A 13,642-nucleotide genomic window follows, 5' to 3' on the forward strand; every position below is an offset into this window, starting at 1 on the left:
CGCTTTCACGGAATTCGAAAACATGTCTGCTTCATCTTCCTCACCACGGGCGCAGAAGCCGTTCTACGCGTCCTTCGGTTTCCAGGTTTTCGCCGCCATGGTGGTGGGTCTCGTCCTCGGCTACATCGCCCGGGAAATGGGTCCGACCGAGGCCGGCCCGAACTGGTTGGTCCAGGCGCTTTCCACGGTTGGCTCCATCTTCGTGCAGCTTCTGCGCGCGCTGGTTCCCCTGCTGATCTTCACCGCCATTGTGGCCAGCATCGCCAATCTGCGAGAGTTGAACAATGCAGCGCGGCTGGTCTGGCAGACGTTGCTCTGGTTCGCCATCACGGCACTGATCGCGGTGCTGATCGGCATCACGCTTGGCCTTCTCATCCAGCCCGGTCTCAACACCGGTGTAGAGGCTGCCGCGGCTGCAGCACCGTCAACCACCGGCTCCTGGCTTGATTTCCTCAAAGGTCTCATCCCTTCCAATGTTCTCGGCCTGCAGGCCTCGACCAAGGTCACCCAGACGGGGGCCACCACGGCGCTGAACTTCAACGTTCTGCAGATCCTGGTCGTCTCGATTGCGGTTGGCATTGCAGCACTTCAGGTGGGTGAGAAGGCAGAAGCCTTTCTTTCCTTTAATCGTTCGCTGCTCGCCATCACCCGCAAGATGCTCTGGTGGGTCATTCGCCTGACGCCGATCGGGACGATCGGTCTGCTCGGCAATGCGGTCGCCGTTTATGGTTGGGAAGCGCTGGCTTCGCTCGGCTGGTTCTCCGCCGCAATCTATATCGGCCTCGCGATTGTTCTCTTCGTCGTCTACCCGGTGATCCTGGCAGCAAACGGCCTGAACCCGGTGCGCTTCTTCGCAGGCGCATGGCCGGCGATCCAGCTTGCCTTCGTCTCCCGCTCGTCCATCGGCACGTTGCCGGTGACGGAACAGGTCACGGAGCGCAATCTCGGTGTGCCGCGTGAGTACTCCGCCTTTGCCGTGCCGCTTGGCGCGACAACCAAGATGGATGGCTGTGCTGCGATCTATCCGGCGATCTCCGCCATCTTCGTCGCCCAGTTCTACGGCCTGCCGCTTGGCATCCAGGAATATGTTCTGATCGTCTTCGTTTCCGTGCTCGGCTCGGCCGCAACGGCGGGTCTGACCGGGGCGACTGTCATGCTGACGCTCACCCTTTCCACGCTCGGCCTGCCGCTGCAGGGTGTTGGCCTGCTGCTGGCGGTCGATCCGATCCTCGATATGGGCCGCACCGCCGTCAATGTGGCAGGTCAGGCTCTGATTCCGACGATCGTTGCCAAGCGTCAAGGCATCCTCGATCAGGCGGCCTATGATCGCCATGAAGGCATCGACGCGCTCGATCCGGCAGCGACGCCGGCGGAATAGGTCCACTCGCAAGCTTGAGAGAGCCCGCCCTGCAGCGCAGTCGGCGGGCTTTCCTTTTGGACGCTTACGCGTGGTGACTGATCGACGATGAAAGAGCACTCGGCGGATGGCCGACGATGCGTTTGAAGGCGCGGCTGAAGGCAGCCTGGGAACCATAGCCGAGCTTCACCGCCGCCGTTTCGATCGGCATCCTCTCCTTGCCGATCCACTGCATGGCAAGGCGCATACGCAACTCGGTGAGGTAGCGCACCGGCGTCATGCCGGTCACCTCCAGAAAACGCTCGGCAAAGACGGAGCGAGATGCGCCCATCACGCCTGCCAGTTCGGCCAGCGTCCAATCGTGACCGGGGTTGTTGTGAATGGCGAGGATCACGCGCCCAAGACGAGGGTCCCGAAGTGCGGCGACCCAGCCGGAGGAATCGCCGCAGCCGCATTCCACCCAGGCGCGCACGATGAAGGCGGCGACCACATCGGCAAGCCGTGCTAGGATGCCGGCAAAGCCGGCACGGGCCTGGCGCGTTTCCCGCTCCATCGCTTCCAGCATGGGAAGGAGTTCCGGATAGCGCGAGGTGAGTGTGTTGACGAACATCACTTCGGGCATCAGTCCGGTAATCGGGTGCATGGCTCCGAGATCGAACTCCATGCAGCCGCTGAATACCAGCACGCGCTCTTCGCTGGGCACATCGGGTTCACAGGTCTTGATGGCGCTGACGGAGTTGCAGAGCGGCGCGGCATCCAGTGAACGGATGTTCTTGCAGGCAATATCAGGATCGGAAAGCAGGGCATGGGGGCCACCCCGCGGCAACAAAACCGCATCGCCCGCATTCATCTTGTGAAGCGTACCGGATGAAGTGCGAAGATAGACTGGTCCGCAAGCCACGAAATGAAACTGCGCGCGACCTTCCACCTCTCCAAAGGAAAACCCGAAGGGAGCAGAGGCTTCGATGCGGCGATAATCGAGGCCCACAAGCCGCATGCCCATCAACAACTCGCTGATGAGATCGGGTAAGGGGTGATTTCCGGACGTATGATCAAGCATGGCGGATTTTGTGGCATGGATCGTCCGGAAAGTCGAGTCTATGCTTCTGCCATCCTCTCCTCCCAAAGGACATACAGATGAACCCGACACCTAACTCCCTTCCCGCTGCGGATGGCCCAGAGGCGCCCGCCTGGGGCGCCGTCATATCCATGGCGCTTGGCGTCTTCGGGCTGGTCACCGCAGAGTTTCTGCCAGCAAGCCTCCTCACACCCATTGCCGCAGACCTCGGCATCACCGAGGGTGCTGCCGGTCAGGCGGTGACTGTCACCGCCGTTGTCGGCATGGTGGCGAGCCTGTTGATCACTTCCCTTGCGCGCAATATCGATCGCCGCCACCTGATGATGATCTTCTCAGGCCTCCTCGTTATCTCCAACCTGATGGTTGCCACGGCTCCAGGCCTGACCGTACTCCTGATCGGACGCTTGCTGCTTGGCGTGGCGCTCGGTGGTTTCTGGGCCATGTCCACCGCAATCGTCATCCGGCTCGTCCCTGCGGCCAGCGTGCCACGCGCGCTTTCGATGATCTTCAGCGGCGTGTCCGGTGCAACCATCGTCGCGGCACCCGTTGGCAGCTATGTGGGGGAACTCGCGGGATGGCGCTTCGTCTTCGTACTGACGGCACTGCTCGGCGTGGCAGCTTTGTTCGCGCAGTTCTTCACCCTGCCGAAGCTTGCGCCGTCAGGTACCAGCAGCATCAAGACCCTTGGCACTGTGCTGAAGAGACCTGGTATTGCGCTCGGTCTTGTTGCGGCAACACTGGTTTTCGGCGGCCATTTTGCCTTCTTCACCTATCTGCGCCCCTATCTGGAAGCGGATATCGGTGCGGGCATCGGCATGGTTTCCGCCCTGCTGCTGGGCTTTGGATTGGCCAACTTCGTCGGCACCCTTGTTGCCGGATCGCTGATCAGCCGCAGCCTTAAAATGTCGCTGGCAGCACTTCCCCTTTTCATGGCGTTGATTGCAGTGCTCCTGGTAACGACGGCGCCGCCTCTTCCACTTGCCGCAGTGCTCGTCGCCTTCTGGGGCTTCCTCTTCGGCGCCGTACCGGTCGCCTGGTCCACTTGGCTGGCGCGCACCATCCCGGATGAAGCGGAAAGCGCTGGCGGCCTCCTCGTCGCCTCCATCCAGTTTGCGATTGCCATGGGTGCGGCAGTTGGCGGCATCATCTTCGATCTCAGCGGCGCAATCAGCGTCTTCGGCACCAGCGGACTCATTCTCGCTCTTGCCGCCATCGGCATCATGGTCGGCGTGAGGTCGCGGCCTGAAGCCAGCATGGCGTAAGGAAAGCCAAAACTGACATCGCAAGTCGGGGGGATCTTCCCCGGCTTGTGCCATTGGCCAGCGTGTTCACTATGGGCGATGCCCGGCTACGACCCGAATTCGATGGCGCGCGAACCTCGCCGGAGAACCGAGGTCATTACTGCGTGTCGGATGCCCCCAAAAATCTCGCAGTCGATTTTCGCGGGATTAGGGTTGGGGCGGATACCAAAATGCGGTTTTCGCGCGGGGCTGTGGTTTGAGTGAGCAATTCCAAAGCGTGCGACGCAATCTGGTCGAAGGGAACGCGCAATGTCGTTAGAGGCGTCGAAAGATGGCTAACGATGGGGATGTCATTGTAGCCGATGAGCGAAATGTCGTCGGGGACGGATAGACCCATCTTGTTCAACGCAGAGAGCGCGCCGATCGCCGTATTGTCATTGACGGCAAAAATCGCCGTGGGTCGACAGTCGAGCGCCATGAGTGTCTGCACCGCTTCGGCGCCTGACTGGATGCCGAATGTCGACGGGACAATGAGTGCGGGATCGACCGAAATGGATGCCTCGGCAAGCGCCTGTTTATATCCTTCGACACGTCCGGTGGCGCTGGAGGCGTGACCCGGTCCGGCAATCACGCCGATCCGTTGATGTCCGAGATCAAGCAAATGGCGTGTCGCCAGATATCCACCCAGGCGATCATCGCCAACGGCTGAGAGGCTATGATGATCCGTTCGCAAAGCCAGCACATAGGGGACGCCACGCTCGTTCAGTTCATCCGGGAAGGTGTCGTCGTCCCGTGCCGTTGAAAGAATGAGCCCGTCGACACCGCGGTTGAGCAGCGATTCCGCGGCCACGCGATCCGCCTCCGGATTATCTTCCGTCGTCGCCACGATGGCGAAACGACCGGTGCGGGCACAGGCTTTGACGATTGCCTCATAAAGCATCGCCATCACCGTATCGGTGAGCCGAGGTACGATGACGCCGATCGTCATCGTATTGCCGCGCCGCAGACTGGCAGCGGAGACATCCCTCACGTAGCCCAGTTCCGCGGCAATTTTCCGTACGCGCCGTGCCGTCTCGCTGTCGGACCGCGGAAGGCGTTCGTCCAGAATGCGCGATACGGTCGATTTCGATACGCCTGCAGCAGCCGCCACGCTGTGAACCGTGACTCGCGGCTGACGCGAACGCTCTCTTGATTCCATGTGTGTTTTTCCATTCCAGCTCTGGTGCTGAGCACTCAAACATCACATTGCACGAAAAACGCCGTTGACTCCAGAACAATAAAGATCGATAACGGGAACGTTCCCATTAACGATCCCAACTGCTGATCGATAGAGGACAGCAGCTGATAAGGAGGAGAAATCAGATGCAACCCATGGATCTTCGTGGCCTGAGCCCGGCACCCGTCACCGCTTTCACCCGTGATGGCGAAGTGGACTACGCAGCCAATGCAAAAATCGCCAAGTGGTTGGCCTCGATGGACGGCGTAAAGAGCCTCGTCATTCTCGGTCATGCCGGCGAGGGCACTTTCCTGACGGAAGACGAACGTCTCGAACTCATCCGTGTTTATGTCGACGCTGTTGATGGGGAAATCCCGATCATCGCGGGTATCACCGGTGAGGGCACACGTGTTGCCGCAGCAGAAGCCAAAAAGTGCAAGGCTGCCGGTGCTACCGGCGCACTCGTCTATCCTAATCACGGTTGGCTGCGGTTTGGTTTCCAGAAGGGTGCTCCGCAGGATCGCTACAAGGCGATCTGGGAGGAATCCGGTCTTCAGGAAATCCTCTTCCAATATCCAGATGTGACGAAAGCCTCTTACGATCTCGATACGCAGCTGGCCATTGCCACCCAGCCGGGCGTTGTCGCCACGAAGAACGGCGTGCGCAATATGAAGCGCTGGTATGTCGAAATTCCTGAACTCAAGAAGGCCAACCCGAACTTGCAGGTTTTGAGCTGCCATGACGAATGGCTGCTTCCGACCATGTTCGATGTCGACGGTCTTCTCGTCGGTTATGGCAACATAGCGCCGGAACTCCTGGTCGATCTGATCAAGGCTGGTAAAGCACAGGATTATCCGAAGGCCCGCCAGATTTTCGAGCGGCTGCTACCGGTAACGCGCGCTGTCTACCACCGCGGTTCTCATATGGAAGGTACGGTCGCCTTGAAGCTCGGTCTCGTGCATCGCGGCATTCTGGATCACGCGACGATCCGCGAGCCGCTGAAGAACCTTGGTGAGAAGGCCGAGCAGGAGATTTTCGCCGCTTTTGAAGCCGCTGGTATTGGTCGCGTCGAGCAGCTTCTTGCTGCCGAATGATCGTCACGCCGTCTCGGCATTGGTTGGGACGGCAAACACTTGGAGCCGGATCGGCAGTCCAGCCGATTTGGCTCCCCTAATTGATGTCTGACAGCAACGTCTTAGAAAGAAGCAGAAGACCAGAAACAAGGTCGCCGTCGGGAGAGAGCGGCGAGGGTGAGGAGGAACTCATGAACATCATGCAGCCCGTAAAGGGCAACACGAAGGCCCTTGCGGATCCGCAGGCCGATATCAGCGCCAGGTTGGAACGTCTTCCGATTACCAGAGAAGTCTTCTGGGCGCGCAACATCGTCGGAGCGGCAACGTTTTTCGACGGCTACACGGTTATCGCAATCGCCTATGCCATGCCCGTTCTCGTGCGCGAATGGGGGCTTACCCCTGCCCAGACGGGCATGATCCTGTCGATGGGATACCTCGGTCAGCTGATCGGCGCGATCTTGTTTGGCTGGCTTGCTGAAAAGGTCGGGCGCCTGAAAGTGCTGCTCTTCACCATCCTTCTCTTTGTCAGCATGGATGTGGCCTGCCTCTTTGCCGCTGGTGCCGGAATGATAATGGCCTTCCGCTTCGTGCAGGGGATTGGAACCGGCGGCGAAGTGCCGGTTGCCAGCGCCTACATCAACGAGTTGATTGGCTCGAAAGGACGTGGCCGTTTCTTCCTGCTCTACGAAGTGATGTTCCTGCTCGGCCTCGTCGGCGCCGGTTTGATCGGTTACTTCATGGTGCCGGTCTATGGTTGGAAAGCCATGTTTATCGTCGGTCTGGTCCCTGCTATCCTGATGATCCCGCTGCGTTGGTTCTTGAAGGAATCGCCTCGCTGGCTTGCCGCCAATGGCCGCTATGACGAGGCCGACGCCATCGTCTCTCGCATGGAGGAAAGTGTACGCGCATCCGGCAAAGAGCTTCCCGAGCCGCGCATCGTGGCAACGCCTGTGAGACGCAAGTCCGACTGGAAAGAACTGTTCCAGGGCATCTATCTGAAGCGGACGCTCTCGATCTGGGCGATGTGGTTCTGCGCCTATATGGTGGCAAATGGAACAATCACGTGGTTGCCGACGCTGTATCGCCAGACCTTCAACCTGCCTCTCGAAACCAGCATCCTCTATGGCTTTATGACCTCTGCTGCTGGCGTCGTTGCAGCTGTCATATGCGCCCTGCTGATCGACAAGGTCGGCCGCAAACGGTGGTATGCTGGCGCCTTGCTTCTTGCACCCGTTCCGCTCGTCATTCTCGCATGGCTTGGCGCGACCTCGCCATTGCAGGTGCTGATCCTGGCGGGTCTCGCCTACGCCATCGTCCAGACGGTCACTTTCTCGCTTTACCTCTATTCGGCGGAAATCTATCCGACCCGTATGCGTGCAATCGGTACCGGCACGGGTAGCGCTTGGCTGCGGCTAGGTTCCTCCGCTGGCCCGATGCTCGTCGGCTTCGTCATGTCGTCCTTTGGTATCCAATATGTCTTTGTCACATTCGCCGTCATTCTGGTCATCGGCGCCATCGTGACGATGCTGTTTGCGGTGGAAACCAAGGGCAAGGTTCTTGAGGAACTGTCGCCGTAAAACGGTTCCTCAGCCTGACGACGCAAAAAAAAGCCGGGATCGACGTCCCGGCTTTCTTAGCGCTCGATCACGCTCTTTAAGCGGAGGCCAGTCCGGCTAGCGCTTTGACCAACCCTTGGGTCGAGCTGTCGTGATCGGCCGCACTTTCCTTGCCTTCCACCACGGGCAGCAGGCCGGTTGCCAGTTCCTTGCCGAGCTCCACGCCCCACTGGTCGAAGGAATTGATGCGGAAGAGCACGCCTTCGACGAAGACGCGGTGCTCGTAGAGCGCAATCAGGCGTCCGAGTGCGAAGGGTGTCAGCTTGTCGTAAACGAAGGTGATCGATGGGCGGTTGCCCGTGAAGACGCGGTGCGGCGCGATGAAGTCGGCCTTCTTGTCTTCCATGCCCTTGGATGTCAGCTGTGCTTTGGCTTCCGCCAGCGTGCGGCCCTTCATCAGCGCTTCGGACTGGGCAAGGCAATTGGCGATCAGCAGCTGATGCTGATGGCGCAGTTCCTTCTCGAAGCCGTTGGCGGCGATCATGAACTCGGCGGGAATGATGCTCGTACCCTGATGGATCAGCTGGTAGAAGGCATGCTGGCCATTGGTGCCGGGTTCGCCCCAGACGACCGGGCCGGATTGGCCGTCTACCGGTGTGCCGTCAATGGTCACACCCTTGCCGTTCGATTCCATGTCGAGCTGCTGCAGATAGGCAGGGAAGCGCGACAGCCGCTGGTCATAAGGCAGGATTGCACGCGTCGGGTAGTTCAACACGTTGCGATGATAAAAGCCGATCAGGCCAAGCAGCATCGGCAGGTTCTGGCGGAACGGCGCCTCGCGGAAATGCTTGTCCATCGCATGCGCGCCGTCGAGGAACTCGCCGAACTTTTCCGGACCGATGGCGATCATCAGCGGCAGGCCGATGGCGGACCAGATGGAGTAACGTCCGCCAACCCAGTCCCAGAAACCAAAAATCCGGTCGCTGTCGATGCCGAAGGCGGCGACCTTGTCGAGTGCGGTGGACACTGCGCAGAAGTGATGCTTGACGGCCTCTTCACCCAGCGCATCGGCAATGAACTTGCGAGCAGTTGCCGCATTCGTCATCGTCTCGATGGTGGTGAAGGTCTTGGAGGCGACGATGAAGAGTGACGTTTCCGGGTTAATCAGCTTCAGCGTGTCGGCAATGTGAGCGCCATCGATGTTGGAGACGAAATGCGAGCGGGGACCGTCATGGAAAGGCGCAAGAGCAAGCGTCGCCATGACCGGGCCAAGATCCGAGCCACCAATGCCAATATTGATGACGTCGGTGATCTTCTTGCCGGTTGCGCCCTTGAGCGAGCCGGAACGGATCGCATCGGCAAACTTGCCCATGGCGGAAAGAACGTCGTTCACATCCGGCATCACGTCCTTGCCGTCGACGAGTACGGGCGTGTTCGAACGGTTGCGAAGAGCGGTATGGAGAACGGCGCGCCCTTCGGTAAAATTGATCTCCTTGCCGGAGAACATCTCTTCGCGCTTTTGCGCCACGCCGCCTTCGGCTGCGAGCTTTTCGAGCAGCGCCAGAATGTCGTCATTCACGGCGCATTTGGAGTAATCCATCAAAAGGTCGTCGAAGCGGGCGCTGAAGCGTTCGAAGCGCTCACCATCTGCGGCAAAGGCGCCTCGAATGTCCGTCGCGTTGGTGCTGGCGGCTGTGGATTTCAGGGTCTCGACGATGGCCTGCATGGAAAGCTCCTCATGCTCCGTGGAAGGATGAGGAAACTATTCTTTTTCATCGGGCCAAATCAAGGCGTGTTCGGCTGAATTATTCCAAACGAGGCCAATCAGTTAGCCAGCTTTCTCAGTTCACGGCGCAGGATCTTGCCGACATTGGTCTTCGGCATTTCTGCGATGAACTCGATATGCTTGGGCCGCTTGTAGTTGGTCAGGCCCTCGGCGCAGAAAGCTTTCAATTCCGCCGCGGTCAAAGACTGGTCTTTCTTGACCACATAGAGCTTCACCGCTTCGCCGGAATGCTCGTCCGGCACGCCGACAGCCGCACATTCCTGCACACCCGGATGGGCGGCCGCCACTTCTTCGATCTCATTCGGATAGACATTGAAGCCGGAGACGAGGATCATGTCCTTCTTGCGGTCGACGATCTTGGTGAAGCCGCGTTCATCCATAACACCCATGTCGCCGGAGCGGAAGAAACCATCCGGTGTCATGACCTTGGCGGTTTCGTCCGGACGCTGCCAGTAACCCGCCATCACTTGCGGACCGCGAATGCAGATTTCGCCGACTTCGCGAATCGGAAGGCTGTTGCCGTCATCGTCGCGAATATCGATATCGGTGGACGGAACGGGAAGACCAATCGTGCCGCTAAAACCGTTTTGATCGAGGCAGTTCACCGTGGCGACCGGCGAGGTCTCCGAAAGGCCGTAACCTTCGCTGATCGCTGTGCCAGTAATCGAGAACCAGCGTTCGGCCACCGGGCGCTGCACGGCCATACCGCCGCCCAGAACCAGCACCAGTGAGGAAAAGTCCAGCTTGCGGAAATCCTCATTGTTCATCAGCGCGTTGAACAGCGTATTGATGCCCGGAAAGACATGCGCCTTGTAGCCCGACAATTCCTTGACGAAGCCGGGAATATCGCGCGGATTGGCAATCAGCAGGTTGTGTCCGCCAAGCGCAATGCCCATCAGCGAATTCACCGTCAGCGCGAAGATATGATAGAGCGGCAGGGCGCAGACGAAGTTCAGCACCTCGGGCCGGTTCTTTCGGGCAAAGACCGGCTCCATCCACAGCGCGATCTGCGCCTTGTTGGCCAGAAGGTTGGCATGGGTGAGAATCGCGCCCTTGGAAATGCCCGTCGTGCCGCCGGTATATTGCAGAAAGGCGACATCGCTGCGGTCCAGCTTGACGGATTTCAGCGTCGTGTTGCGCGCCTGTTTCAGCACGCTCTTGTAGCTGATCGCCTGTGGAAGCGCATAAGGAGGAACGAGCTTCTTGACCTTGCGCACCACGAGATTGACGATGTGACCCTTGAAGCCCAGAAGATCGCCCATGGTCGCGACGACCACATGCTTCACATCGGTTTTCGGCAGCGCCTGTTGCACCACATGGGCGAAGTTTTCCAGAACGAACAGCGCTTTCGCACCGGAATCCTTCAGCTGGTGTTCGAGTTCACGTGGGGTATAGAGAGGATTGACATTCACGACGGTCAGGCCAGCGCGCAGGATCGCGTAGGTCGCAACCGGGTTCTGCAAAATATTCGGCATCATCACCGCGACGCGGTCACCCTTCTGCAGACCGATGCTTTGCAGCCAGCCGCCAATGGCGCGCGTCTGTTCTTCAAGTTCGCGATAGGTGATGGACTTTCCCATGCTGGAAAAAGCCTTGCGATCGGCAAACTGCTTGCAGCTTCGTTCCAGGAGTTCGGCAAGCGATGTGTAGCCGAGATCCGGCAATTCCACCGGTATGCCTTGCGGATAAGATGCAAGCCATGGCCGCTGCACGGCACGAGGCTCCTGACGAATCGCACTTGTATCGCTCATTGCTTTCCTCCCACGCTGCTCCTCGCAACCGTCCTCGGCATCCTTATCCATCTGAAGGGTCCTCATCCATCAGATTGTCTGCCGTCCTCGGCCACGAGGGTAGATGATGCTCCCGAAGTCATCCACTCACTTCAGCGTAATTAACTCTAACGTAAACGTCAACTCTTCCGCGTCACCAGCCGCATGCTCTTGGAAATTTGCGTTTTGACTTTAATCCTGAATTGCGCAATCAACAAACCGACGTCGATGATGGATGTTTTTGATGACAGAGGTTGCAGCGCTACAACTGAATGGAATCGGCAAGGTCTTTGCCGGCTTGCCCGTTTTGAAAGATATAGATCTTTCGGTATCGAAGGGTGAGATCATTTGCCTGGTCGGCCGCTCCGGCTGCGGCAAGTCCACGCTGCTGCGCATCATCGCCGGTGTCGAAACGCCGGACGCGGGCAGCGTGAGTATGAATGGCATCGAGATTGCTGGCCCTTCCCGGTTCGTCGAACCGGAAAAGCGCCGCATCGGCTTCGTCTTTCAGGATTATGCGCTGTTTCCCCATCTGACCGTCGAGCAGAATGTCGCCTTCGGGCTGAAAGGAATGCCACGAAAAGAGGCGCGCGCGCGCACCGCAGAGATGCTGGAGCATGTTCGCCTGTCGGATCTTGCCAAACGATATCCGCACACGCTTTCCGGCGGCGAGCAGCAGCGCGTGGCACTCGCCCGCGCCTTGGCCCCGAAGCCTGAAATTCTGCTGATGGATGAGCCATTCTCGAACCTTGACCGCGGCCTGCGCGACAGCGTGCGCGAAGAAACGATAGGCCTGCTGCGCGCGCTTCAGACGACCGCGATCATGGTGACGCACGATCCAGAAGAAGCGCTTTCAGCGGGCGACCGCGTCGTTCTCATGCAGTCCGGCCATATCGTCCAGTCGGGAACAGGCTATGACCTGCACGACCGACCCGTCAGCCGCTATGCAGCCGATTTCTTCTGTGCCTTCAACAAGGTGGAAGGAACGGTCAGAAATGGACATGTGGAAACGCCCATTGGCCGGTTCTCCCATGGCGGCGACTTGAAGGAAGGGGCGCCTGCTCTCGTCTATATCCGTCCCGCTGAGATCGAGGTGCAGGGCGACAGCACGTCTCACGCCAATCTTCTCTCAGGCCAGGTGTCGGGCCGGATGTTCATGGGCGAGATCGAGCAACTGTCGATCAGCGTTCCGGGTTTGCAGCGGGATCTGCGCGTGCGCAGCATGAAGCGCACACCGATCGATGTTACGGACGTTCGTCTTGCGGTCGATCCTCGGCAGGTGCTGATATTTACCCAGGATTGAAATCCGAAAAATCGCTTCGGAAAATCCGATAATTTTCAACTCAAAGTGAACATTTCGGCTGATCGCCCATCAGATTAAACTTGATTTGCATTATCATGTATGGTCAGTGCCTTCGACATCATTCAAGTCCGAAGGGGAGAGAGATGGGTTTTTTCAATACCAAAAATATTGCACTTCTAGCAGGCGTCACCGGAGCGGTTTTTGCAGGCGCGGCCAATGCTGCGGAAGTCAACATCTACACCACGCGTGAGCCGGCTCTCGTTCAGCCACTGCTGGATGCCTTCAGCAAGGAAAGCGGCGTCAAGGTCAACACCGTCTTCATGAAGGATGGTCTTGCAGAGCGCGTGCTGAGCGAAGGCGCAAGCTCCCCAGCTGATATTCTGATGACGGTGGATGCCGGCAATCTCGTCGACCTCGTCGAAAAGGGTGTAACCCAGCCAGTCGAGTCCAAGGTTCTGACCGAGTCCGTTCCCGCAGAACTGCGGGACGCAAAGGGCAACTGGTTCGCGCTCTCCATGCGTGCCCGCGTTCTTTATGCTGCCAAGGATCTCGACCTGACGACCTTCAACTATGAAGATCTGGCCGATCCGAAGTGGAAGGGCAAGGTTTGCATTCGCTCTGGCCAGCACCCCTACAACACCGCACTCTTTGCCGATTACATCGCCCATTACGGCGCTGAGAAGACCGAAGCCTGGCTGAAAGGCGTCAAGGACAACCTGGCCCGCAAGGCCGGCGGTGGCGACCGTGACGTTGCCAAGGACATCCTCGGCGGCATTTGCGATATCGGTCTGGCAAACTCCTACTATGTCGGCCTGATGCGCTCCGGCAAGGGCGGCGAAGAGCAGGTCAAGTGGGGCGAAGCGATCAAGGTCATTCTCCCGACCTTCAAGGACGGCGGCACCCAGGTGAACATCTCCGGTGCAGCAGTTGCCAAGAACGCGCCGAACAAGGCCGATGCAGTGAAGCTTCTCGAATACCTCGTCTCCGACGAAGCGCAGAAGATCTATGCTGAAGCCAATTTCGAATATCCGGTGAAGCCAGGCGCAGCACTGAACGACGTCGTTGCATCCTTCGGCACGCTGAAGATCGATCCGAAGCCGTTGACGGAGATCGTCTCCCACCGCAAGCAGGCGAGCCAACTGGCTGACAAGGTCGGCTTCGACAACTAAGGCTTTGGCCTCGGATCAGCGATCCGGCATATGCATGACAAGGCGCCCGTTTCCCGCGGGCGCCTTCACCTTTTTCAGTATATCGATATTTCAT

10 protein-coding genes are annotated in these 13,642 nt (G+C 58.8%); 6 read left to right on the top strand and 4 right to left on the bottom strand.

Annotated elements, in window-relative coordinates; translation table 11 throughout:
- The first annotated feature begins 22 nt into the window (after positions 1-22).
- Complete coding sequence (locus tag EYC79_RS03900; RefSeq protein WP_062427067.1) at positions 23-1,378, top strand: dicarboxylate/amino acid:cation symporter; 1,356 nt, start codon at positions 23-25, stop codon at positions 1,376-1,378.
- Between the two features lie 64 nt (positions 1,379-1,442).
- Here EYC79_RS03900 and EYC79_RS03905 read toward each other — a convergent pair whose 3' ends face one another.
- On the bottom strand, positions 1,443-2,417 hold the full coding sequence (locus tag EYC79_RS03905; protein ID WP_130977203.1) for an AraC family transcriptional regulator: 975 nt from the start codon (positions 2,415-2,417) through the stop codon (positions 1,443-1,445).
- A gap of 77 nt (positions 2,418-2,494) precedes the next feature.
- On the opposite strand from EYC79_RS03905, the gene EYC79_RS03910 reads away from it, so the two are divergent.
- Positions 2,495-3,697, top strand: a complete 1,203-nt coding sequence (locus tag EYC79_RS03910) for an MFS transporter (RefSeq protein WP_130977204.1) — start codon at positions 2,495-2,497, stop codon at positions 3,695-3,697.
- Between the two features lie 136 nt (positions 3,698-3,833).
- On the opposite strand, the gene EYC79_RS03915 is transcribed toward EYC79_RS03910, so the two are convergent.
- The gene (locus tag EYC79_RS03915) at positions 3,834-4,874 is read right to left on the bottom strand and encodes a LacI family DNA-binding transcriptional regulator (protein ID WP_130977205.1); all 1,041 of its coding nucleotides are present in this window, start codon (positions 4,872-4,874) and stop codon (positions 3,834-3,836) included.
- A 164-nt stretch (positions 4,875-5,038) separates the two neighbouring features.
- Between EYC79_RS03915 and EYC79_RS03920 the strand changes: the two genes are divergently transcribed.
- Positions 5,039-5,986, top strand: coding sequence for a dihydrodipicolinate synthase family protein (locus tag EYC79_RS03920; protein WP_165456953.1), 948 nt, complete (start codon positions 5,039-5,041; stop codon positions 5,984-5,986).
- Positions 5,987-6,156: 170 nt separating this feature from the next.
- Positions 6,157-7,542 (top strand): MFS transporter, encoded by a 1,386-nt coding sequence (locus EYC79_RS03925; RefSeq protein WP_130977206.1) that lies wholly within the window; start codon positions 6,157-6,159, stop codon positions 7,540-7,542.
- Between the two features lie 76 nt (positions 7,543-7,618).
- Here the strand turns inward: EYC79_RS03925 and pgi are convergent, their stop codons facing one another.
- Both pgi and EYC79_RS03935 read right to left on the bottom strand, forming a co-directional pair.
- Positions 7,619-9,247, bottom strand: a complete 1,629-nt coding sequence (gene pgi, locus EYC79_RS03930; RefSeq protein WP_130977207.1) for a glucose-6-phosphate isomerase — start codon at positions 9,245-9,247, stop codon at positions 7,619-7,621.
- 98 nt (positions 9,248-9,345) lie between these two features.
- Complete coding sequence (locus tag EYC79_RS03935) at positions 9,346-11,058, bottom strand: long-chain fatty acid--CoA ligase (protein WP_130977208.1); 1,713 nt, start codon at positions 11,056-11,058, stop codon at positions 9,346-9,348.
- Positions 11,059-11,320: 262 nt separating this feature from the next.
- Here EYC79_RS03935 and EYC79_RS03940 point away from each other — a divergent pair, with 262 nt between their 5' ends.
- Positions 11,321-12,379, top strand: coding sequence for an ABC transporter ATP-binding protein (locus EYC79_RS03940; protein ID WP_130977209.1), 1,059 nt, complete (start codon positions 11,321-11,323; stop codon positions 12,377-12,379).
- A 143-nt stretch (positions 12,380-12,522) separates the two neighbouring features.
- Positions 12,523-13,548 carry a Fe(3+) ABC transporter substrate-binding protein gene (locus EYC79_RS03945; RefSeq protein WP_130977210.1) on the top strand — a complete coding sequence of 342 codons (1,026 nt, stop codon included), beginning with the start codon at positions 12,523-12,525 and terminating at the stop codon, positions 13,546-13,548.
- Positions 13,549-13,642: the final 94 nt, after the last annotated feature.

The organism is Agrobacterium cavarae, from assembly GCF_004310285.1.
Lineage (GTDB): Bacteria > Pseudomonadota > Alphaproteobacteria > Rhizobiales > Rhizobiaceae > Agrobacterium > Agrobacterium cavarae.